This window comes from Clostridium sartagoforme (genome assembly GCF_004794105.1).
Lineage (GTDB): Bacteria > Bacillota > Clostridia > Clostridiales > Clostridiaceae > Clostridium > Clostridium sartagoforme_B.
Genome location: NZ_SRYR01000001.1, coordinates 1,268,716 through 1,291,189 on the forward strand (window position 1 = coordinate 1,268,716; position 22,474 = coordinate 1,291,189).

General features: G+C 27.1%; 24 protein-coding genes. 1 reads left to right on the plus strand and 23 read right to left on the minus strand.

The genetic code is table 11. The annotated features are described in order from the left end of the window. Window positions 1-37 precede the first annotated feature (37 nt). The 4 genes from E5347_RS16825 to E5347_RS05625 form a co-directional block, all read right to left on the minus strand. Window positions 38-193, minus strand: a complete 156-nt coding sequence (locus E5347_RS16825) for a hypothetical protein (protein WP_168354911.1) — start codon at window positions 191-193, stop codon at window positions 38-40. 276 nt (window positions 194-469) lie between these two features. Then, window positions 470-808, minus strand: a complete 339-nt coding sequence (locus tag E5347_RS05615; protein WP_136005374.1) for a DNA-binding protein — start codon at window positions 806-808, stop codon at window positions 470-472. Between the two features lie 209 nt (window positions 809-1,017). Continuing rightward, window positions 1,018-1,347, minus strand: coding sequence for a hypothetical protein (locus E5347_RS05620; RefSeq protein ID WP_136005375.1), 330 nt, complete (start codon window positions 1,345-1,347; stop codon window positions 1,018-1,020). A 150-nt stretch (window positions 1,348-1,497) separates the two neighbouring features. Beyond that, window positions 1,498-1,839, minus strand: coding sequence for a hypothetical protein (locus E5347_RS05625; RefSeq protein WP_136005377.1), 342 nt, complete (start codon window positions 1,837-1,839; stop codon window positions 1,498-1,500). 428 nt (window positions 1,840-2,267) lie between these two features. Between E5347_RS05625 and E5347_RS05630 the strand changes: the two genes are divergently transcribed. Then, window positions 2,268-3,845 carry a recombinase family protein gene (locus tag E5347_RS05630; protein ID WP_136005379.1) on the plus strand — a complete coding sequence of 526 codons (1,578 nt, stop codon included), beginning with the start codon at window positions 2,268-2,270 and terminating at the stop codon, window positions 3,843-3,845. A gap of 20 nt (window positions 3,846-3,865) precedes the next feature. Here the strand turns inward: E5347_RS05630 and E5347_RS05635 are convergent, their stop codons facing one another. From E5347_RS05635 to E5347_RS05720, 19 genes are all read right to left on the minus strand, one after another. Then, window positions 3,866-4,801, minus strand: coding sequence for a sulfide/dihydroorotate dehydrogenase-like FAD/NAD-binding protein (locus tag E5347_RS05635; protein ID WP_243109730.1), 936 nt, complete (start codon window positions 4,799-4,801; stop codon window positions 3,866-3,868). A gap of 253 nt (window positions 4,802-5,054) precedes the next feature. After that, window positions 5,055-6,560, minus strand: a complete 1,506-nt coding sequence (locus tag E5347_RS05640; RefSeq protein ID WP_136005382.1) for a glycoside hydrolase family 1 protein — start codon at window positions 6,558-6,560, stop codon at window positions 5,055-5,057. A gap of 29 nt (window positions 6,561-6,589) precedes the next feature. Further along, a complete protein-coding gene (locus tag E5347_RS05645; protein WP_136005383.1) occupies window positions 6,590-7,879 on the minus strand; it encodes a PTS sugar transporter subunit IIC in 1,290 nt (429 codons plus the stop codon). Between the two features lie 2 nt (window positions 7,880-7,881). Continuing rightward, complete coding sequence (locus tag E5347_RS05650) at window positions 7,882-8,187, minus strand: PTS sugar transporter subunit IIB (protein WP_136005385.1); 306 nt, start codon at window positions 8,185-8,187, stop codon at window positions 7,882-7,884. Window positions 8,188-8,191: 4 nt separating this feature from the next. Further along, window positions 8,192-8,518: a PTS lactose/cellobiose transporter subunit IIA gene (locus E5347_RS05655; protein WP_136005387.1), complete on the minus strand. Its 327-nt coding sequence runs from the start codon at window positions 8,516-8,518 to the stop codon at window positions 8,192-8,194. A gap of 245 nt (window positions 8,519-8,763) precedes the next feature. Then, entirely contained in the window at window positions 8,764-9,084 is a 321-nt protein-coding gene (locus E5347_RS05660; RefSeq protein ID WP_136005388.1) for a PTS sugar transporter subunit IIB, read from the minus strand. 10 nt (window positions 9,085-9,094) lie between these two features. Further along, window positions 9,095-11,014, minus strand: a complete 1,920-nt coding sequence (locus tag E5347_RS05665) for a BglG family transcription antiterminator (RefSeq protein WP_168354912.1) — start codon at window positions 11,012-11,014, stop codon at window positions 9,095-9,097. Window positions 11,015-11,275: 261 nt separating this feature from the next. Continuing rightward, the gene (locus E5347_RS05670) at window positions 11,276-11,716 is read right to left on the minus strand and encodes a GNAT family N-acetyltransferase (RefSeq protein WP_136005391.1); all 441 of its coding nucleotides are present in this window, start codon (window positions 11,714-11,716) and stop codon (window positions 11,276-11,278) included. A 483-nt stretch (window positions 11,717-12,199) separates the two neighbouring features. Continuing rightward, entirely contained in the window at window positions 12,200-12,361 is a 162-nt protein-coding gene (locus E5347_RS16830; RefSeq protein WP_168354913.1) for a hypothetical protein, read from the minus strand. A gap of 14 nt (window positions 12,362-12,375) precedes the next feature. Continuing rightward, the gene (locus E5347_RS05675; protein ID WP_136005393.1) at window positions 12,376-12,960 is read right to left on the minus strand and encodes a lysozyme inhibitor LprI family protein; all 585 of its coding nucleotides are present in this window, start codon (window positions 12,958-12,960) and stop codon (window positions 12,376-12,378) included. 508 nt (window positions 12,961-13,468) lie between these two features. Next, on the minus strand, window positions 13,469-13,657 hold the full coding sequence (locus tag E5347_RS05680; RefSeq protein ID WP_136005394.1) for a hypothetical protein: 189 nt from the start codon (window positions 13,655-13,657) through the stop codon (window positions 13,469-13,471). A 112-nt stretch (window positions 13,658-13,769) separates the two neighbouring features. Continuing rightward, entirely contained in the window at window positions 13,770-15,116 is a 1,347-nt protein-coding gene (locus E5347_RS05685) for a F390 synthetase-related protein (RefSeq protein WP_136005395.1), read from the minus strand. Between the two features lie 6 nt (window positions 15,117-15,122). Beyond that, entirely contained in the window at window positions 15,123-15,902 is a 780-nt protein-coding gene (locus E5347_RS05690; protein WP_136005398.1) for an SDR family NAD(P)-dependent oxidoreductase, read from the minus strand. Between the two features lie 27 nt (window positions 15,903-15,929). After that, the gene (locus E5347_RS05695; RefSeq protein ID WP_136005400.1) at window positions 15,930-16,691 is read right to left on the minus strand and encodes an MBL fold metallo-hydrolase; all 762 of its coding nucleotides are present in this window, start codon (window positions 16,689-16,691) and stop codon (window positions 15,930-15,932) included. Next, on the minus strand, window positions 16,692-17,660 hold the full coding sequence (locus tag E5347_RS05700; protein ID WP_136005402.1) for an NAD-dependent epimerase/dehydratase family protein: 969 nt from the start codon (window positions 17,658-17,660) through the stop codon (window positions 16,692-16,694). It lies immediately after the preceding gene. A gap of 9 nt (window positions 17,661-17,669) precedes the next feature. Then, window positions 17,670-18,797 (minus strand): hypothetical protein, encoded by a 1,128-nt coding sequence (locus tag E5347_RS05705; protein WP_136005403.1) that lies wholly within the window; start codon window positions 18,795-18,797, stop codon window positions 17,670-17,672. 1 nt (window position 18,798) lies between these two features. Then, on the minus strand, window positions 18,799-19,896 hold the full coding sequence (locus tag E5347_RS05710) for an ATP-grasp domain-containing protein (RefSeq protein ID WP_136005405.1): 1,098 nt from the start codon (window positions 19,894-19,896) through the stop codon (window positions 18,799-18,801). A 20-nt stretch (window positions 19,897-19,916) separates the two neighbouring features. Further along, on the minus strand, window positions 19,917-20,915 hold the full coding sequence (locus E5347_RS05715) for a beta-ketoacyl-ACP synthase III (protein ID WP_136005406.1): 999 nt from the start codon (window positions 20,913-20,915) through the stop codon (window positions 19,917-19,919). Window positions 20,916-21,260: 345 nt separating this feature from the next. After that, window positions 21,261-22,301, minus strand: coding sequence for a D-alanyl-D-alanine carboxypeptidase family protein (locus E5347_RS05720; RefSeq protein ID WP_425350432.1), 1,041 nt, complete (start codon window positions 22,299-22,301; stop codon window positions 21,261-21,263). Window positions 22,302-22,474: the final 173 nt, after the last annotated feature.

Here is a 22,474-nt window from a genome sequence, read left to right on the forward strand (position 1 = left end):
ATTTAACTGTTGGTTAATTTATCTACTTACAAATCTTTTATTCCTCATCCTTTTCTTCCTTAATTAATTCAAGTAGTTTCCTAGAGTTATCAATTCCTAATTTTCTAACTAAACTCTTTGCTAATATCTGATGAAATTCCTCTAAAAACTCTTTATCTGGATTATTTACATTAACAGCCTTTATTGGCTTCATTATCTTCACATCCAAAAATTCTTTAGTATATACTATTCACTAGTTTAATTTTTGTTAAAGCATTGATAATTCTATATAATAGATAATTCATCCTTCTTGTAGTTTATTGAATATTTTCCCAATTCATTCTATAATCATCTTAGAAGTAAAGGAGGTCTTTATGAAAATTTGTCATTTCTGTAATAAAAAAATAAGTAAGGGATGCTCATTTGAACATCCCCTGAACATACTTTAATAATTCTATGAATATTTAAATATTATTCTACTCATTACAAGCTAAGCATTTTTTCCATTCAATATATCAACATAATCTCTAGAATCCTTTAAACTTGCTCCAGTAAGAATCCTATAAGTTTTTATAGCCTCTATTTCCCTACCTTCATCTATTAATTTAATAAGTTCACTATCTAATCTTTCTGGGTCAATTTTTGCTAATAAATCATCTTTAGCCTTCTTATATTTCTTAAAACTAGAAATACTAAAATATAAATATAAGACTCCTAGGATAATAAAAGGAGTTCCTGATAAATATTTTCCTTTAAATAAATCCATTATTCCAATAATAGAAAAGCTAATACAAGAAACTAGATATAGTTTCCATACATTTTTACTCAAAATACATACCCCCAATATATCAAATAATATTAAGAGTTTCTTTAGAATAATACCCTTAATACTTTAATATCTCATCCAATATTTCTAACTTTAAATCTATTATACATAATAATTGGAAAATAATCATCTTTCTAAATATATAAATAAGTTAAGCAAACCTACTATAATTCAACTTAAATCTTTCTATGATATTTCTACTTTTTTGAAGACTAAAAATTAAATTTCTTTTTTTTATCTTCTTTTTCAGTTCCATACAATAAGTTAGCTCCGCAAAAAGGGCATATAACTTCATCAACATTATTTTTGATATCAAACCTTATTGGAAGTCTCTTTTTACAAAACGGACATCTCCATATTAATAAAGATATAGTAATAAATATTAATAGTAAAACAATTCCTAAAGTAATGCCAATTGTACTTATGATATTGTCACCAGTATACCCAAGAGTAGTACTTGTAATATTTATAACTATTGATAACAAAAGACATACTATTGAAAATTTTCTAAACTTAAGTACATTTTCTTTTCTTCTTAACATACTTCTATTCTCCCTAATGATTAACTACTATAAAGAATTTACAATATCCTTTGCCTTTGAAAAGAATACATTTGTTCTAACTTATCTCTTTATAATTAGAGTGAACTTCAATCACGCTATGAAATATAACTTAACTAACTAATAATACAATTATTCATTAATATAGTCACTTAATCTTTCTTCGAAGCTACATCCATCTAATGTATTCCAAATAATTTTATTGAAAATCTCAGATAAACTTTTCCCGTTAAATACTTTAGCCTGTATAAGATCATCTAATGTATCATACTCATATCCTTGTGATCCATCTTCCACTAATCCAAACCAGTATACTTCTTTTCCAAATTTATTATCATCAGGCATTTTCCCAATCCAACAATTCCTATATTCTGTATCATCTTTAATACTAAAATTCATTTCGATACAGGAATTATTTTTTAAAACATCACTTTTTAAAATTGCTATTAAATCATTAAGTTCAATTTTTGCCAATATTCCTTCCCCTCACTTTTATTAATAATCACCTTTATTACACAAGAATTTCTTATTCTCATTTTATCTTTGAACTAAAAAAATTCTTTCCACTATTTAAACCCTTTTCAAATCTATATATAAAAATATTAACTAGTATTACTACAATATATTTAACCCTTATTTAAATATATTAATCATTATCAAGATTAATTATTACTTTCATACAATTTTCATAATAGTGAGCTTTTAAAGAACCATCAAAAACACCACCTTATATACAAATTATACCATAACTTAAGATATAAATATATGATTATTACTTATCTATATCTTTACTCCTATATATAAACTAAAACTTAAGTCACAAATTTTCACATAAAACTTTTAAAGATATTCATATACTTAAAAGAGATTATATTTATTTTTAATTTTAAAGTGGTGATATTATGAATATAGCAATTTATTCAAGAAAATCAGTTTATACATCTAGTGGGGATAGTATAGAAAACCAAATTGATTTATGCAAAGACTATTATTTACGTATGGCGAATTCAGATAAAATAAACTTTATTATTTATGAAGATGAAGGCTTTTCTGGAAAAAACATTAAAAGACCACAGTTTCAAAATTTACTTAATGATATTAAGGCTAAGAAGATACAAGTTTTGCTTTGCTATAGGTTAGATAGAATTTCTCGTAATGTGGCAGACTTCTCCTCTACCTTAGAGCTTCTTCAAAAGTACAATGTTGATTTTGTATCTATTAAAGAACAATTTGATACTTCAACCCCTATGGGAAGAGCTATGATTCACATTGCCTCTGTTTTTGCACAGCTAGAAAGAGAAACTATTGCTGAAAGAATAAGAGATAATATGATAGAATTATCTAAAACTGGACGCTGGCTTGGTGGTATACCTCCCCTTGGCTTTGATGCTATAAGAGAGACCTACTTAGATGAAGAACTGAAAGAAAAATCCTTTAGTAAGCTTATAATAAATGAAGAAGAATTAAAATATATAGAAGTAATTTATGACAAATACTTAGAATTAAAATCCTTAAATAAAGTATCACTATTCTGTATGAAAAATAATATTTCTGGCAAACTAGGTGGATCTTTAGAGCGTTCTGGTCTTGGAGTTATCTTACAAAATCCTGTATATGTAAAGTCTACTTATGAAGTACTAACCTATCTAAAAAATACTGGTTTTTCAGTTTTTGGTGAAGCTAATGGAAATGGCATATTTAGATATTCTCAAGGCACATCTGAAAAAATTGCAACTGTTTCAAATCACAAAGGTGTAGTAGATGCTGATAAATGGCTAAAGGTTCAAGGACTAATAAAAAATAACTTAAATCCGAAGTTAAACTCATCTATTTCAAATGTAGCCTTACTTACTAGACTTTTAAAATGTAATAAATGTGGTTCCAATATGATAGTTAAATATGGGAATAAATATAAGAGTAATAAAAGAGCCTTCTACTATGTTTGCAGTAATAAAAGTAAGTCAAGTGGTTTAAAATGTGATTGCAAGAATATTAAAGGTGATGTAACTGAAGAATTAGTATTAAATTCTATAAATGTTTATAATAAAGAGCAACTACTAAAAGAATTGTCTAAAATAACAAAAAGCCCTAAAGAAAATACCTCTAATGATAATAAAGATCTTCTTAAAAATATAGATACATTAGAAGTAAAAATTAAAAGGCTAGTACAAAAATTATCTTTAGTGGATGACTTGGAAATCTCAAAAATAATACTTTCTCAAATACAAGATTATAAAGATGAAGTTAAAAGCCTTAAATCTAAATTAAATAATATAAGTATTAAAGAAGATAATAATTCACTCTCCTCTTCTCATCTAAAAAATACTCTTTTTATCCTAGAGAATTTTCATGAAATAATAAAAGAAGCAACTATAGAAGAAAAACGCGATGTACTATTTTCAATTATAGAAAAGATAGTATGGGATGAAGAATGGCAAAAGTTAAATATAATTTATAAGAAAATAAAGGACAATAGGTAGCTTATTTAAAGTAAGTCTATCTACTGTCCTTTTATATTAAATTGTGGCACCTCTGTCCATAGGGCACAAATGCCTTCTCCACAACACATTTTTGTATTATTGCAGCAAGATAAATCAATTTTATTTTTATCTATTTCATTTAAGTAATCTATTGTTGTAACTGTTAATATATCTGCTCCAGCAATATGGATATAACTGATATTCTTATCATCTATTAATTTTTTAACAATCACCTTTGCTTCATCACTTAACTTTCCTTTATCTAATAGAGACACTTCTATTAATTCAACATTATAGTTCTCTAAATAATCTTTTATATAAATATCTTTATAAGGCTCCTTATCCATTAATAATGTTATTTTATTATTATTTAAAGCAAGCTTTCTAATAACTGGCATCATAGGTGCCATGCCAATACCCCTAGCAAGTACTAAAACATTTTTATCTTTCTGCTTATTTACATTACTAATTCCAAATACTCCATTCCAATAAGGACCTCTTATAGTGATTTCTTCACCTTCACCTATAGTAAGTAACTGTTTAGTTTTAATTCCCCTAATTTCAATCATTATTGAAACTATATTACTATTTATATCTGATTCTAATATAGAAATAGGTACATCATAATAAATATTTTCACTAGTTCTAATAAAAATAAAGCTGCCTGGCTTTACTAAGTCAATAGCTAATTTATGAGGGACCTCAAACTTTATAACTACAACATCCTCTTCTAAAACTTCCTTTTTAACAACTAAGCAATTATAAGTCTTTCTACCTTCCTTAGCCTTTGATCCATTGCTAATAAATTCATGGTAAATACATACTCCCTTCCAATTTAAACAATCACAAAGACAATCTCCCTGAAGTTGAGAGCAAATAATACACTCTCCACTCTCTGCTAATTTGCATGGACAATACTCAGTCCCTACATCGATACATTCAACAATTTCTTTCATCAATTAGTCTCCCCCAAGATTTCTTATACAATATTAGCTTATTTTCTATTTTTCTTTTTGTTACAACATTTTTAGAGGAATGTAAACTATCACATAGTGTAAATTAGTACTTAGATTATAAATATCCGCTTATATATCTCTATAATAAAAATATATAAAATTACACCTGAAACTTATGTAATCAAATCATTAATATTAGTTAAAAGAAGTAAAAAAAGAGCCTTATATAAATTAAGGCTCTCTATAATATTTCTTATTCTAGTATTTCACCATTACTTTCGATAACTTTTTTATACCAATAGAATGACTTCTTTCTAGTACGTTTTAACGTTCCATTACCTTTATCATCCATATCCACATGAACTAATCCATAACGCTTTTTCATTTCACCTGTACCCGCTGAAACAACATCTATACATCCCCATGGGGTATATCCTAATAAGTCTACATGATCAATTTCAACAGCTTTTTTCATTTCTTCTACGTGTCTTTTTAAATAATCAATCCTGTAGTCATCATTTATCGAGCCATCCTCTTCAACTACATCTATGTTTCCCATACCATTTTCTACTATAAATAATGGTTTTTGATATCTATCATATAATTCATTTAAAACAAATCTTAATCCTTCTGGATCTACTGGCCATCCCCATGGTGTATTTTCTAAATAAGGATTAGACGATCCTTGTTGACCACCCGTAGTTGTAGTATTTGGTGAGTTTCTATCAAATACTGTAGTACGATAATATGAAAAAGCTAAGAAATCAGTTGGATGTTCTTTTAATATCTCTTCATCTCCATCTTCCATCTTCAATTTAAAATCATATTCATTAAAAATAGCTTCAGCATAATTAGGATATGAACCTCTACAAACTACATCAGAAAACATAAGTGCACGACGTCTAAAATCATAAGCACCAAATACATCTTTAGGATGACATGTCGCAGGATATATACCAGATAAAGCTAGCATACAACCTAATTTGAAGTTAGGGTTAATATTACGTGCAATTTTATTTGCATATGCGGAAGCAACTAAAAGATGATGGATTGCTTGAATTTTAGCACCTGCATCTTTAAAAGATGTTTCCCCTTGATTTGAATGTCCACCTTCAAGCCTATTGTTTGAAGCCAATCCTAATGTCCAGTATCCACCTAAAACGTTAATTTCATTTACCGTAACCCAATATTTAACTTTATCCTTCCATCTTTTAAATAAAACTTCAGCATATTTAAGATAAAAATCTATAAGCTTTCTACTTTCCCAACCATTATATTTATTTGCAAGATGTAATGGCATATCGAAATGTAAAATTGTTACTAATGGTTCAATTCCATACTTTAATAACTCATCAATTACAGCATCATAAAATTTTAGTCCTTCTTCATTTGGAATTTCTTCATCTCCATTTGGAAAAATCCTTGTCCAAGATAAAGAAAATCTATATACCTTAAATCCCATCTCAGCCATTAATGCAATATCTTCCTTATAATTATGGTAAAAGTCTGTTGCCTTATGGCTAGGATAATAATAACCTTCTTTCAATATACCTTTAGCTCCTATTGGAATACATTCACCTTGACGTATGCTTCCTTCTCTCCCATCATCAAATCTATAAAATATTTTTCTGGGTGATTCTTGATTGCCATCTGTTATTAAGTCTGAAACAGCAATTCCTCTCCCACCCTCTTTAAATCCTCCTTCAAATTGGTTAGCTGAAGTTGCACCACCCCATAAAAATCCTTCAGGAAATCCCATTGTTATTCTCCTCTCTCAAATTGCATATATTATGCGATTTCTTTTTCTTTAGCCTTATTTGACATCAATACAAAAGGAATCCAAATGATAGTACATAATACTAAAATAATTATCTGTACAATAATTCCTTTCCAACCGTATGATAACATTGCATTAATAAATATAGGTAATCCAAAAGGTGCATCCACAGTATTACAGGTTAAAAACCCAAACTTTATTGCACTTAATGCAATACCTGCAGCAATACCTGAATTAAGAATAAATGGGATTGCAAATACTGGATTTAGAACTAGTGGTAATCCAAAAACTATTGGCTCACCTATACCACATATTCCAGGTAACAATGCCATTTTAGCAATCATTCTATGATCCTCTCTTTTAGAGAATTTTAAAATTGCAAAGATTAATGATAAAGTTATCCCTGCTCCACCACAAACAACAAATATAGTCCAAAACCCTCTTGTAACTGGCATTGAAGGTACTCCACCAGCATTTAATGATGAAATATTTGCAGCTATTGCTGAAGCTGATAGCGGACTACGTATTGGTTCAATAACTAATCCTCCATGAATACCTAAGAACCAAAACATTTGACTAAGAATAGCCATAAATATAACACCAAATGTGCTTTGAAAAATAAGCTCTAGTGGTGCTTGAGCCACAGAATATATCCATTCATTTAAATAATATCCAGTCCAAAGTTTAAATAGATTTCCAAGTACAGATGATATTACAAGTATTATAAAAATAGGAATTAAAGTATTAAATGATATTGCAATTCCTTTTGGTACTGATGGTGGCATTTTTATCTTTATTTTTTCTATCTTTAATAGTTTATTAAATAATTCAGTAATTAACACTGCCATTAGCATACCAACAAATAATCCTTGAGCACCTAAAGAAGAAGTTCCAAGCCCAGCTGAAGCTCCTTGTAAATTTTCAACCATAACAGTAACTGTTGATGGTACAACCGTTATATAAGCAGCAACACTTAATACTCCAGCAGTATATTGTGGTATTTTATTTGCCTTTGCTAAATGCATAGCTATTAAGAAAACAATTGGTATAGTCATACATGATATAGTTGCAAAGTTTAAAACATCAAAAGCTGGCTTTAAATTTTCCAACCATGGAATCCACTGAGCTAGTCCAGTCTTTGGATTCGCTATTAAAGAATTTAGTAATGTTCCAAAAGATCCCACTACTATAAAAGGAACAAAATCTGTAAATGCATTTTTTATACTTCCTAAATATTTATTCCCGTCAATCTTTTCAGCTAGTAATAATAAACCATCTTCTATTTTAGAAAAAGCTTTCATATTTATCCCTCCATATGTAATTTTTCTGCTTGTGCAAGTACTGCTGCTCCATCACATTTCCCATATGCTGGTGCATCAATAACAGCCACTTTTGCTTCATCCCCTACTAACTTTGTTACTCTTCTTAATATATGACGAACTTGAGGCCCTAAAAGTAATACATCAAAATTTCCTAACTCTTCTTCTATTTCGCCTTCTTCCACAGCCCAAATTTTATATTCTTTTCCTTGTTTACTTGCTGCTTCTTGCATTCTACTTACAACAAGGCTAGTAGACATTCCTGCATTACATGCTAACATAATTCTCATAATACTACATCCTCTCTTTTATTTCTTTTATAATTTTATATACATTTATAAATTCCTTAGCTTGTTCAAGCATAATCATTGCTGTTGTTAAGTGATCTTGAGCATGAATAAGTATAACATTGATTTCTTGACTTTCTCCTCTCGCTTCACCTTGTATCATATCTGTTTGAGACTTATGAGCTGCCTTTAAGTCAACTGCTGCCTCATTGACAAGTTTTTCTGCTTCTTGAAAGTCAAACTCTCTAGCACATTCAATTGCCATTAATGATTTTGATTTAGAATTTCCTGCATTTAAAATTAGTTCAAATGAAACTTCATATTTATTCTCCATAACTTCCTCCTCTTATATAATTAGTGCACTAATCTTTATACTTTAAATATAAACTTTTTATCTTTTTTATCCACCAGTTTTATTTCCACTATAAATATGGAAATAATTTTTTATTTGCAAATTTTAAAAGTATATAAAATATAATAGGCATGAATTTAATATAATTTTAAACTCATGCCATATAATTTCTCTTATTTAATTATCTTCTTAAAATCCAAAATTCAATAATAAAAAGACTAAAAGCTTTATATACTTTTATCTTTATGATTTTCTATTAATTCTTCAGCATGCCTTAAAACTGCTACTGCATCTAAATTACCATAGTCTTCTAACTTAATAATTCCTATTGGAATTTTTCCATTAGCCATTTTCTCTACTCTTTTAATTATGTGACGAACTTGTGGCCCCAATAAAATTACATCCACCCCCTGAAGCTCATCTTCTATTATACCTTGATCTACAGTTTTTATGTTATACTTCTTCCCTTGTTTTTCACACTCTTGCAACATACATTCTACAAGAATACTAGTAGACATCCCTGCACAACAGGTTAATAATATATTCATTTAAAACCTCCTAAATACTTCTTTCTATTTCTTTTATATATGAACAAAACATATTGTAATCCTTATTTTGTATTAAATCTTTAATATACTTTTTGTTTGTAAATAACTTACTAGTAACCTTATAAAGATATTGTAAATCTCGTCCTTCTTTATTAGTAATAGACATAAGATAAACCATTTGAACCTTCTTTTTATCCCATATAATCGGCTTATTTAATATTATCAAAGATATAAATGTATCTTCAGTGATTACTTTATATGGATGTGGTAATGCTACCATGTTTCCAAATTCAGTTGGTGAAAGCCTTTCTCTTTCCATGATTGCATCATAGAAATTCTCTGGAATATTGGGTTTAATCATCTTTATTTTATTAACCATATAATTAAGAACCTCTTCTTTTGTATTAAAATCAACATTAATAATATATAGATTAGGATCTAAGTAATTCAGCAATGAATCATTATTATTTTGTTTAAAAAATCCTTCTATTTTTTCTAGTTCTGAGTCTTCTAAAAAACATGTTATCTCTAAAATAGGTACTGGAATTGGAAAACTAATAGGCACTGTAGTCATTACATAATCAATATCTTTAAAATCCATATTCTTCAAATTTATAATATCTGTAGTATTAACCTTATTTAAAAACTTATCAAATTCTTCTTTAAAACGATAACTTAATAGCTTTGCAGTTCCTTTACCTGAACTACAAACTATTATGATATTTTTCTTCCTAACTTTTTTATTTTTTCTCTCTAATGCAAGATTGAAATGCATTGCAAAATAACCAATTTCACTATCAGATACTGTCTTTTTATATATTTTTTCTAATACATTACATGCACTAACTGATATATTATAAGCTAATGTTGCTCTTGTTTTAATATCTTTAATAATTGGATTATGTGCAATCATGCTATATTCCATCCTTACCTGAAAAGGAATAAGATGAAGTGCTAACGACATCCTTAATTCTAAATCATCAAAGAAATCGACTTTATATGTTTCTTTTACTTCCTTAAACATCTCTGTAACTATGTTATTTATATCATCTTTAATAACTATATTTTCATTATCTTTATTTTGATATATTGTTTCTTTAGCAGCTAAATGAATTGCTATATAAAAAATCTCATTATTAGGAATATCTATATGAAAAGCCATTTCTAACTTCTTAATTATTTCTTCTGCTAGATTAAGATCTTTTTCTTTTATAAAGGATACTAAATATTCATTCATAGGTACGTAATTATTATCTTGTACCCTTCTTAATGCTGTATATATATGAATAATCAAATTCTGAAATGCTGTATCAGATATAGAATAATTATTCGTATTAAATGCAGAGGTTAATATATTTGCAATTTCTTTTAAACATTCTACTCTATTACATTTTAATTGATCTGACTGTAAAACCTCTTCATTATCAATTGCATAATTAGCCATGCATAATCTTAAATTAAATTCACTACCTTCTACCTTTATTCCATAATTAGGTTTACTAGTTAATGTTAAATTATATTCATCTAATTGTTCTCTAACTTGTCTTAAATCTTGTGAAAGACTTGTTTTACTTATATACAACATATCACATAAATCTTCAATTTTTACATATGAATGTAATTGTAATAAATACCCCATAAGAAAGTCTACTCGTTCCTTAGATGTCCTAGGAATATTATTATGCTTAACTTTTTTGATATTTGACATATATTCATTATATAATAGTCTGTCTTCCACTATTATGCTATACCCAAACTTAGGTTTAGATATAATTTTTGCACCTTGAGTCTCTAATATTTTATTAAGTTCTTTCAACTCATTTCTAACAGTTCTTCCGCTAATATCTAGTCTTAATGCGATATCTTCTGAAGCAATATATTCATCTTCGGCTAACATTTCTAAATATTTCTTTTCTCTATAATCCTTCATTATACCACCCTCCATACTTTCATTATAAGATGAAGAACTTAAGATTCCATTCAGATAATTTCCACATAGATTATGGAAACTTATTATTTTATTAAAATTGTAAATTAACATAAATTATTAATAATTATCTTCATACAACCTTTATCCTTAATTCTATTAACTACCCCTTAATCATTTAATAATCATCTTTAAAAGAATATCATCTGCTTGATTAGAATCAAACTTGAACTTTTATTTTCATTGTTATACTATAAGCACAATTTATTTTCCCATAACAACCAAGTCTCCCAAAATCTTAAATCCATTCTTTTTATAGAAGCTGCAAGAAGGACATTCTCTTTCAGTATTTAGTATCATCCCATCTACACCTTCATTAGATAATAGTTCTTCTATATTCTTTAAAAATAAGCTTCCTATTCCTTTCCCCTGAAAGTCATATCCTATGCAAAATTCATTTATATAATATTCCATTCCGTTAATCCAAGGTTTTTTCATACCTAGGCTTAATGCTATAACTTTATTATCTATTAATCCTATATATCCTAAAAAATAATTATTCCTCATATGATTAGTAAATAAATCTCTTACTTGTTCCCTTGAATCATATTTATCATTCCAAGGCGCCCTAGAAAATGTATCGATAAATAAATCAACACACTCCTCTAAATGTTCTTTTGATAACTTTATTACTTTTAATCCCATTTTATCCCCCACAACTCTTTGAAATTAATATAAAACTGTACATATTATTGAAATTCTTGCGAATTAATTAATAATAAATCCCTCCTAATTATAACGTATTGTCCTATTATAACATAACAAATTACAACTTCTTCCTCTTTATACTACACTACAATAATATCTTCTCTCTTTGTTTTGTATCAATAAAAATGAAACTGAATTATATAAATCCATAATATAAACAATATACTATATATTAAGCATAAAAATATAAAAATAGCACCCAGATAATTCCAGATGCCATTTTTATGATTGTTTTAGGGTATATTAATAAATAAAAATTAGTTATTAATAGTTGAATTATATTTTTAGAGCTTTGTGTCTAGAAAAATTACACATAACCCTATTAATAAGCTTTTATATATAAATAATAAATATTGATATGAGTTAAATCAATATTTATTCAACAAGTTTCACTGTGACACTTTTCCTTATAACATAAAACTACTTAAATTTAATTTTTTTACCCTGAAATAATAAACCAATAGCCACACCAAGAGCTAATCCTAATGCTAATTTGTCAAATACTATACCAAATGTAAGACCTAATCCCATAAATATTGCCAAGTTATAATTACTTTCTTTTTTATTTTCATTTTCAATCATAAGTGATACATAAATTACTTCATATAATTATTAACTAATTCATAGCATCTTTCTTTAGTACTTTTAGCTAAACTATCAATCCTTAAAAATGGAGCTATTGATCCACCCTCAAATTTATCGTCAGCGGCCTCACTTTTTTCATCTCTAGTCTTAATCCAATTAAGTTCATCTTCAGTTAAGTTATTCATTTCAGTTTCTGATAATTGCTCTGCTAATTTTAAGTAAACTTTATTTAACATTTTGTCCCACTTCTCATATTCTTCAGAAGCTGCCTCTATCATTTCTAATGTTATACCACTGTCATATTTTTCTTTTAATGATGTATTTAAATTAGCTTCTAATTCATTTAATTTATCTAAATAACTTTCTTTAGCAGTTTTTTTTTCATTATCATTTGTTGAATCATTTTCCTGTGATTCAATTGCATCTTCCCCTTTATTTGTATCAGTTTCATTCTCACCTCTGTTTTCTAAAGATGTAATTGTCTTATCGTCATTATTACTTTGTTCTTTGATATCATTGAAAACATTGCTACATCCAACTAAAAATAATGAACTTACACTAACAATACAAATAATACTTTTTGCAATCTTACTCATACCTTATTTCCTCAATTCCACTTATTCATATCTTATATTATAATAATTAAACATTAAATATTACTACAATTATAGTATACACTTTAACTATTTTATTGTTTCCCAAACATGACTTCTTTATAAATTATACCATAATCCATACAAATTTATAAATACTTGTAAATATAAATATTATTAAGATTTAATTTCAAAATTAGCTATATACTATATAATAAGACTAGATATTAATGGGATGCCTTTATAAGACATCCCATTAATATTTAATTATTTATTTATTATCTTTATAAGAAATACGCAAGAATTTTTATTAATATAAATTTTTAAAACCTTAATTAAAAGGATTAAAACATAAATACCTAAACCAAAAAAAGAAAGAAATATGACAATATTTACAAATCCCCATATAGCAATTTTCATAATATTTCCCTCTTTGCTACTATTAGTGTTATTTCTTTTGTATCATTTACTCAAAAATATAATTGTTCAACTATATTTGATCTTATATTTTCTATAAGAAATTAATAACTATATTAACTAGAAAGTCTCGTATTTTTTTATTAATGAAAATTCCAAAGAATATTAGTAATACCCCTAAAGTTGTTATTAAATATCCTAACAAATCATCAAAAAGATATGTATATTCAATTCCAAATAAAAATAGTCCCATAATCATACTTAAATAAGATAGAGTTTTCAAATCGATACCTCCAAAATCATATAAATTATACTTCTCATAGTTCTATTTTATATTATACCATATTTTCCATATTTTTATAGTTCATTTTGTTTCATCCTACTTAAAACTTCCTCTATTGAAACACATTCTGCATATCTAGCTTTTCCTCTATATATAGTACCTTACTACTTATTCTTCTAAGTTTATTACCTTGAAGAAAAACTAAAGTATCTCTAAAAGTAATATTTATCTTTTCAATATGGTATTTTTCAAATAATAAATCTAAACTAAGTCTTATATTTTCCTGAATTAATTCCATATCTACTTTTTCATCTATTTCAATGTAAATTTCAACATCTGTTAAGCTTTCTTGTAGAGCTTGATAACTTATAATTTCTTCACTACTACTAATTATAGCTCGTCTTATAAAATCAGGAAAAATAGTAACTTCCTCTTCCTTCTTATTTATAAATTTAAAGATATCATCACTTCTACCTTCAACTTTTTCAATACAAGTATTAACAGATCCACAAGGACATTTTTCCTTTTTCTCTATTAAAATATCATTAAGCTTGTACCTGATGATCGGTTGAGTCTTTCTTTCAAAATCTGTAATTATAGGATAAAACCTCTTTTCATCTATATATTCTCTTTCAAATATTACAAAATCTTCATTTAAATGAAGGTTTCCATACTCACAAGTAATTCCTAAGAAACCTTCTGTTGCTTGGTATATTTGATGAATCTTTTTATTAAATACCTTCTCTAAGTATTCCTTGTCCTTGTCTTCTAATATTTCAGCTACAGAATATATGATTTTAGGTGAAATCTTTAATTTATATCCTTCAATTTCTTTTGCTAATAATATTAGCATTGATGGTGGAGCTACTAAGAACGTTGGCTTATATTCATTTAACCTCTTTACATGTTCCTGAAGTGGTAATAATAAATCAAAGAATTCAAACTTAATATGATTGCTTTTTACTGATTCATATAAATTACTGTTAGCTCTTAAAAAGAAGGCTACTTTTTGTTTTCTTAATATACTTTCCTTTAGGGCTTTAGCTAAAATAGTTCCTGTCCACTTACTTTTATCTTCTTCTGAAATTATAAATAACCCTCTATTACCACTTGTTCCTGATGATAAACCAATAATGTTACCATTTATCATAGGTGAAAAATCACGACTATTCTCTGCTTTAAATGCTACCTCAAAGCATTCATCCTTATTTAATCCTACTGTATTTAATGAATCAAAGTTTTCCATCATAATCTTTTTATCTATACAAGGTAAACTACTTAAATTGTTTATATTATATCCTTTATAATATTCTCTATAAAATACAGACTTCTCTATTACATATTTAATATGTTCATTAAACTTATCTTTTTGGAACTTCTCTAGTGCATCTCTACTTTTAAATTTATAGTTATATTTTCTATCTAAATAATATCTAAATAATTTTAATTTTTCTTTCATATAACACTATTTTAAATACTCCCAATTTTTATTTGCTATTTTATAATAAAGCTTTTTAGGCATCCTAGTTAACAATACATATAAAAATTTATTAAGGATCCCTGGTATTAAAATCACTTTATTCTTATTAATATTCTTAATAGTATAGCCAACTACTTCATCTGGAGTCATCCATCTTAAAACGCCTTTATTTTTAAGTAAACTTTTATCTATATCTATACCGTCATAAAAACTACTACTTACAAAGCCTGGACAAAGACACTTTATATTAATATTACTACCTAGATTTTCTAAATAAATAGTTTCCATAAATATATTTAAAAAAGCTTTTGTAGCACAATAAATTCCTAGGTTTGGAAAAGCTCCAAAGCCAACTATTGAACTTACAGTAAGTACTATTCCCTTATTTTTCATCTTAAATTTATTCAATATATTATGAGTTAACATAATTACACTTGTATTATGAGTAACTTCCATATCCCTATTAAAAGGTAAATCATGGTCAGCAAAAGCTTTATATCCACCAAAGCCAGCATTATTTATAAGCATATCTATTTCATAATCATCTAATTCTTTAATTAAACTATTAACTTCATCTAACTTACTTAAATCTATTCTAAAAATTACAATATCAACATTAAACTTAAGTTCTAAACTTTCCTTTAGTTCTTTTAATAAATCCTCACTTCTAGCAACTAAAATCAAGTTTTTATTTTCTGATGCTAGTTTTTTAGCAAAGGCCTTACCTATCCCTTTTGTAGCACCTGTAATCAATGCATATTCCATTCAATCACCTCATCTCATGGGTTGCTACTACTTTAAATTCATTATTTGTTTCCTTTGAAAATTTTCGGATTTTTTTAATGTATTAATGAACTCTTTATAATCATCCATAACAAGTCTAGTTATTTTACTTGGATAATCTCCATATAAGTAATTCTCCTTAACCCAAGCTGCATCTGAAATTAGGAAGTATTTCTTTTCATCATTAATAATTAGACCTAATGTATTTTTACTATGTCCTGGTAATTCAACTATAAGTAACTTGCCGTCCTCAAAGAAATCATATACCTTATTAAAGACAGAGTTCTTAATTGGATTTTCTATTAAATTTAAATCTTCAATATACTTTGCCCTATTATCAAAATCATCGGGTAAAAGCTTTGGTATAAATCCTTCCTTTAATGCATTAAAGTTCTTTTTATCTTTTAAGTGAAAATACTCTTTTTTAGAACAAATAATAGGCACACTTGGAAAATCCCTAAGGCCTGAAATATGATCAGCATGAAAGTGAGATAGTATAATAAAATCTATCTTTTTATCCTTTAAGACATTTACAGCATACTCTTCCTCTTTAACTGTACAAGGAGTTAATAACCCATATATATTATATGGAAACTTTTTAACACATTCATAAAAATGATTAGAGTAACCTGTATCAAATAAAATATTCCCCTTTGGGTGTTCTATATAGACAGTTAATGCAGGAAATCTGATTTGTTTAATTTTACCCTTTTTTCTAACTAACCTTTCAATATTGCTACAATATCCACAATTAATAAATCTAATCTTCAATCATTTCTCCTCCTTTAAATACCATGCAGCATATTTATTTAATCCCTCTTTAATTGTGAATAGTGGCTTATAATTTAACTGTTCCTTTATTTTACTTATATCTAAAGTTTGACTTTTAGATAGTACTGTAACTGTATATCTATTTATTGTAGAATCCACATTTAACTTTTCTGAAACCCATTCTATTACTCTTCCAGCTTCAAACATAATCCTATATGGTAATTTAATATATTTAGGACTAATCTTTAAAACTTCAAATAACATTTTTAAAACTTCTCTTAACTCTAAAGCTTCATCATTATTGACATTGTAACATTCACCAATATACTCATCCTTAGAATTTACAGCTAAATGAATAGATTGTACTACATTTTCTACATAAGTTACATCAACTAAGCATCTTCCATTGTTTATCATAGGTAAAAAACCTTTTTTAGCTGCATTAACTAAACTAGGTACAATAGATGTATCATATTCACCAAAAATGGCCCTTGGACGAAGTATTATATAAGGCAAGCTGCTTAATTCAACTTCCTTTTCTCCTAAATACTTAGTTTTTGCATAATGATTTAAAAACTTCTTTGTTATAGGAGTGCTTTCACTAATATTTATTCTTTCCTGAGAACCTGTGTAAATACTTGGTGTTGATATATGAATAAATCTTTTTAAATTTCTATTTTCTTTAGCAAAATCTATAATGTTTTTAGTTCCAGTTACATTAGCCTTATAAAAATCTTCATATCTTCCACTTGGTTTAGATAAGGCTGCAGAATGAATAATAACATCATAATCCTTATCTAGTTCCTCTAAAGATTCTGTAATATCTATCCTTTTAAATTCAGCACCTAGTCCATTTAACTTCTCTTCATTTTTTCGTCCTATAGCAGTTACAATATAACCTTCCTTTAAAAATCGTTTAACTACATGGTATCCTAAAAAACCAGTAGCTCCAGTTACTAAAACCTTCATATTCTCTCCTTAGAAATCCCTCTCCATAATGAATTTTATTATCCTTTTACTATTTAAAATAGATAATAATTTATATGGCATCTTCCTATAAAAAGCAAGATGCTCATTATAATAATAAATATATTCTATATCCTTTTTGCTTCTTCTAAGCTTTTTAAATTTTCCAACTCCTGAGCTTCTATGGATATTACAACTTAACTCTTCTCCCAGTTTATTAATCATAGAAGTTAACATTCTATACAGGTCTATTTCTTTAGATGTATCATATCCTAGAATTGGAGTAGTTAAAGTGTTATTCACAACAAAGCACCCTATAACACCCATGAGCTCCATATCTTTATTAATTAAACCTTTAAAAATAAACTTATCATTATTTATTAGAACTTCTACAAAAGTCTTATTAATCATTGGATTTGATTTTGAATATTTATCAATATAAAGCATATTGTATAGTTTCACAATTTCAGCTGAGTAAATAGTTTCTTTTATATCTATAATATCCAAATTATTTTTCGAGATTAATTTGTAATCTTGATTTATCTTTTTTCTAGCACTTTTATTTAAAGTATCACTTTTTTTCAATAAATATATTTGTCTACTAGGCAGTTTCTTAAAATCTAATTTTTCTAAAGAAGCAGAGATATTAGAATAAAAATAATTATTTAAACTTCTAAATACTATGGTACTTTTAGGGTAGTTTTTAATTAAATATTCTTTTATTTCCTTTAACTCCTTAAAAGATAAATTGTTAATTAAATTTGTTGATAGCATTAAGCTATTTACAATAGCTATATTATTAATTTCACCTGTCTTAAAAAGTAGTCCAATCAGATATATTATAGGCCTTAATACAAACTCCAAAATCTTATTATTTAAACAATATAATTCATCATAACAATAAGTTATAAAATGACTAAAAGGTGATACTGTATAAGTATTGGAATATTCCTTTTTGTTTATAGTTATAATTACTTCTCTTCCATTTGATAATTGCAATACCTTAACATTAGTTTTAAGATTCGATATCAAATTTTCACTACCATATGAGAGAAATGGGTATGCATATTCATAAACAAATTTATCTTTATGATTCTCTCTATATTCATCTAGATTACTTTCATCAAAAATCTTTACCACTCTAAACCTCATCTCCGTTATACTCAATATCAAATGTTGTTATACCTGTAATACTTCTTCTATAAACTAGACTTAATGTAAAGAAATATATTACTAACCAAAACTGATTTAAAAAGGGCCTTTTATCTTTATTTTCATAGACAATGTCCCTAGATTTTTTATAATCATTTCTGTATTCTTTATTTAAAAACTTTCCCTTAAACATTCCAATTAAAAACATATTCACTTTCATTGAAGTTATAGTAAAACTATCAATTTCAATTTTTTCTCCATTTATAAAAGCTTCTACAATATCAGTATCATAAGGTGTTAATGTAAGTCCACTAGTAGATCTAGGATTACATTCTATAAGATAAAAGTTATCACCTAACTTTATAAAATCAAATGCAATTTGCCCTGAAAAATTTAGTTCTTTTACTATTTTAGAGACTATTTCTTTTAGCCCACTACTCTCAAAATATTCATAATAGATACTTGTTCCCATTCCAATAGCATGCTTTGTTTTATAATTTACATGTAGCAATATTTCTCCATCTTTAACTAAGGAGTAAGTGCAATATTGCTGACCTTTAATAAATTCCTGAATTATATATTTGTTATCTTCATTAATAACTACTTCATTAATATTATTGATTACTTTTACAAAGGTTCCAAACCTTGAAAATACAGGTTTAATAATACTTTTATTATTAATTTCTATACTAGAATCTTTTCTATAAAGTTCTGTTTTTGGTGTTTTAAGCCCTAACTCTTCACATAGATTAATAAATTCAAACTTATTATGAAGAGTTAGTATCTTTTTAAAGTCATCTACTAAAACATTACATTCTAATCTATTCCTTATCATTGAAATATAAATTGTTTCTTCACATGTGGGTATTACTAAATCAATTTTATTTTTTCTAATAATATTGTTAATTTCCTTTAAATAAGCTTCTATATCCTTATTAGGCTTACTTACTATTTTAAAGCTTTCTTTTATAGCTCTACTATTTTTTGCTAAAATAACACTATCTGCTATAAAAACATTATGCATAGATAAAATTCTAGCTAGATGTAAAGCTACAGGAGCCCTTCCCCCGAGAATTAAAATATTCATATTATACCTCAATTAATTAGTTAGTATTCTAAAATTACACCACCAATTGAAAGTCCAGCTGATGTACCCATAAGTAATACTTTATTTCCTCTTTTAACTTTTCCCTCTTTAACAGCTATATAAAAAGCCATAGGGATAGATGCCGCAATCATATTACCCATTTTTTCAATAATAACCATAAACTTTTCCTCAGGAATATTTAATTTCTTTCTAATTAACCTCATAGCACTAGTTGATGCTTGGTGTGGACATACCATGTCAATATCTTTTAGGGTTAAATTAGATTTTTCTAATAGATCTTCTAAAAATTTAGGTATTTTTTGAAAAGATAGCTTTAATAGTTTTTTACCATTCATATGGAATTTAAACTGATCTTCACTCTCTCTTGTTACAGAACTAACATTAGGTGGGATTTTACTTCCCCCTGCAGGGATTGAACAAAGGTCTGCTCCATCACCATATGTTCTATGCATTGCATTAATAATTCTTGCCCCCTCATTTTCAGAGGCTTTCCCTATAATCATTGCAACTGCTCCATCACCAAAAAGTGCAAATGATTCTGGCTCCTTAGTATTAATTGCTGCTGATGCCTTTTCACTAGTAACAATAACAACATTTTTATACCGACCAGACTCAATAACATAGCTTAAATTATCAAGTGCTGAAAGAAAACTTAAACATGTTGAGTTAATATCAAAGCAAGATATACCACTATCACCTAATCCAAGATGTCTTTGAATTAAACAAGCTGTTGATGGTATAATTTGTTCAACAGAAGCTCCTGCATAACAAATTACATCTATATCTTCTAATGACATAGAGGCATCCTTTAAGGCTTCTAAAATAGCATTCTTTCCCATTATTGATACAGTTTCTTCATTATTTGCATATCTTCTCTCCTTTACACCAACATAGTTGCTTGTCCAACCTATTTTTTTACCAATGATTTTATCTATTTCTTCGCCTGTTACTACCTGCTTAGGCAAATATATTCCCATTCCTTTTATTTTAATTTTCATTGTATTTCCTCCTTATATAAACTATCTATTTAAAACTCTCGCTCTTTCAAGGTCCTTATTTTTTATAATTTTAACATAAAAGTAATTTAATTCCTACAGATTTGCTTTATATATGGTAATTCATATCTTCAAAATAAAGTACCTTTCTAAATAATATGCATCTGTATATAAATAGTATGTTTTTCTCTTCCTTTAATATATAATAATATGCATTTATTATACATTTATATATCCCATTTAAATTATAGCTCAACTATTTCTGAAAATAACATTAAAACTTCCTATAAAGCTGATAACTTCAACTTTATAGGAAGTTTTTAAATCAATTATTACTTTCATATTGTTCTAGTTTCCCATTATAATTTTATCTAACTCTTCTTTGCTTAAATTTATATTACTTATTAATGGAGATTTAAATTTTTCATACTTCTTATCATATATAGATATCTTCCCTAAGATATCCCCTTGGTTTATATAATTGTTGTTAAATACTTCAACCTTTGCTACATCCGTCTCTTTGTATCCATAGGTCACATCTTCTTCCTCTATTATATCTCCAAGGCCTGCTAATTTTTCTTCTTTTAGAATTTCTTTATTGCTTTTTGTAATAAATTCATTATTTGAAGTTACATACTTATATATATTTTCTGTTACATTCCATCTATCAACAGAATTTAAAACTACAATAATAATATTTCTACCATTATGATTTACTGATGACACTAAACACTTTCCTGCTCCACCAGTATATCCTGTTTTAACTCCATTAGCATCAGGTATCCTATGTAAAATCTTATTTATATTACTATAATCTCTTGTAAAATTATATTTATCCTTGCTTATAGTTTTTTCACCAACACATTCTCTAAACTCAGGATACTCCATAGCTTTTGATGTTAATATAGCTAAATCATAGGCTGAAGAATAATGTTTTGCACTATCAAGTCCATGAGGTGATTCAAAGTGTGAATCTAATATTCCAAGGGATTTAGCAAAATCATTCATTATATTAGAAAAACCTTCAATAGATCCTCCTATATCCTCAGCAATTGCTATGGCTGCATCATTACCTGATCTAAACATTAATCCAAATAATAGCTCCCTCATTGTAACTTCTTCTCCTGGTCTAAATCCTACTGTTGAACCCCTAATAGATGCTGCATTTTTACTGATGGTTACTTTTCTCTCTAAGTTTCCGTAATTTATTGCTATTAAGCAAGTTAATATCTTTGTTGTACTTGCCATAGGAACTATTTCATATCCATTTTGATCCCATAAGACTTCTTTAGTTTTTGCATCTAATGCTATAGCATTTCTCGCAGATACCCTTAAAGGTTTGTTAGGATTTATATCTTCTAATGAAATATCACTTACATCTTCCACTATATCTAATGTTTCAAAATCAGAATCTATATCATCTTCAATAAATGCATTAGCTGTATTAACATTTAAATTTATTGTCAATAATACTACTAAAAAGACTATTGATAATTTTTTGTTTATTTTCATAATATCACCCTCTAATATAACCATCTATGAGTAGTTTGTTCCAAAAAAAA

Coding starts and splice junctions, on each gene's coding strand:
- E5347_RS16825 (WP_168354911.1), bottom strand. CDS start 193: ATGAAGCCAATAAAGGCTGTTAATGTAAATAATCCAGATAAAGAGTTT.
- E5347_RS05620 (WP_136005375.1), bottom strand. CDS start 1,347: ATGTTAAGAAGAAAAGAAAATGTACTTAAGTTTAGAAAATTTTCAATA.
- E5347_RS05630 (WP_136005379.1), top strand. CDS start 2,268: ATGAATATAGCAATTTATTCAAGAAAATCAGTTTATACATCTAGTGGG.
- E5347_RS05635 (WP_243109730.1), bottom strand. CDS start 4,801: ATGAAAGAAATTGTTGAATGTATCGATGTAGGGACTGAGTATTGTCCA.
- E5347_RS05640 (WP_136005382.1), bottom strand. CDS start 6,560: ATGGGATTTCCTGAAGGATTTTTATGGGGTGGTGCAACTTCAGCTAAC.
- E5347_RS05645 (WP_136005383.1), bottom strand. CDS start 7,879: ATGAAAGCTTTTTCTAAAATAGAAGATGGTTTATTATTACTAGCTGAA.
- E5347_RS05650 (WP_136005385.1), bottom strand. CDS start 8,187: ATGAGAATTATGTTAGCATGTAATGCAGGAATGTCTACTAGCCTTGTT.
- E5347_RS05655 (WP_136005387.1), bottom strand. CDS start 8,518: ATGGAGAATAAATATGAAGTTTCATTTGAACTAATTTTAAATGCAGGA.
- E5347_RS05660 (WP_136005388.1), bottom strand. CDS start 9,084: ATGAATATATTATTAACCTGTTGTGCAGGGATGTCTACTAGTATTCTT.
- E5347_RS05665 (WP_168354912.1), bottom strand. CDS start 11,014: ATGAAGGATTATAGAGAAAAGAAATATTTAGAAATGTTAGCCGAAGAT.
- E5347_RS05670 (WP_136005391.1), bottom strand. CDS start 11,716: ATGGGATTAAAAGTAATAAAGTTATCAAAAGAACATTTAGAGGAGTGT.
- E5347_RS16830 (WP_168354913.1), bottom strand. CDS start 12,361: ATGATTGAAAATGAAAATAAAAAAGAAAGTAATTATAACTTGGCAATA.
- E5347_RS05675 (WP_136005393.1), bottom strand. CDS start 12,960: ATGAGTAAGATTGCAAAAAGTATTATTTGTATTGTTAGTGTAAGTTCA.
- E5347_RS05685 (WP_136005395.1), bottom strand. CDS start 15,116: ATGAAAGAAAAATTAAAATTATTTAGATATTATTTAGATAGAAAATAT.
- E5347_RS05690 (WP_136005398.1), bottom strand. CDS start 15,902: ATGGAATATGCATTGATTACAGGTGCTACAAAAGGGATAGGTAAGGCC.
- E5347_RS05700 (WP_136005402.1), bottom strand. CDS start 17,660: ATGAAGGTTTTAGTAACTGGAGCTACTGGTTTTTTAGGATACCATGTA.
- E5347_RS05710 (WP_136005405.1), bottom strand. CDS start 19,896: ATGAATATTTTAATTCTCGGGGGAAGGGCTCCTGTAGCTTTACATCTA.
- E5347_RS05715 (WP_136005406.1), bottom strand. CDS start 20,915: ATGAAAATTAAAATAAAAGGAATGGGAATATATTTGCCTAAGCAGGTA.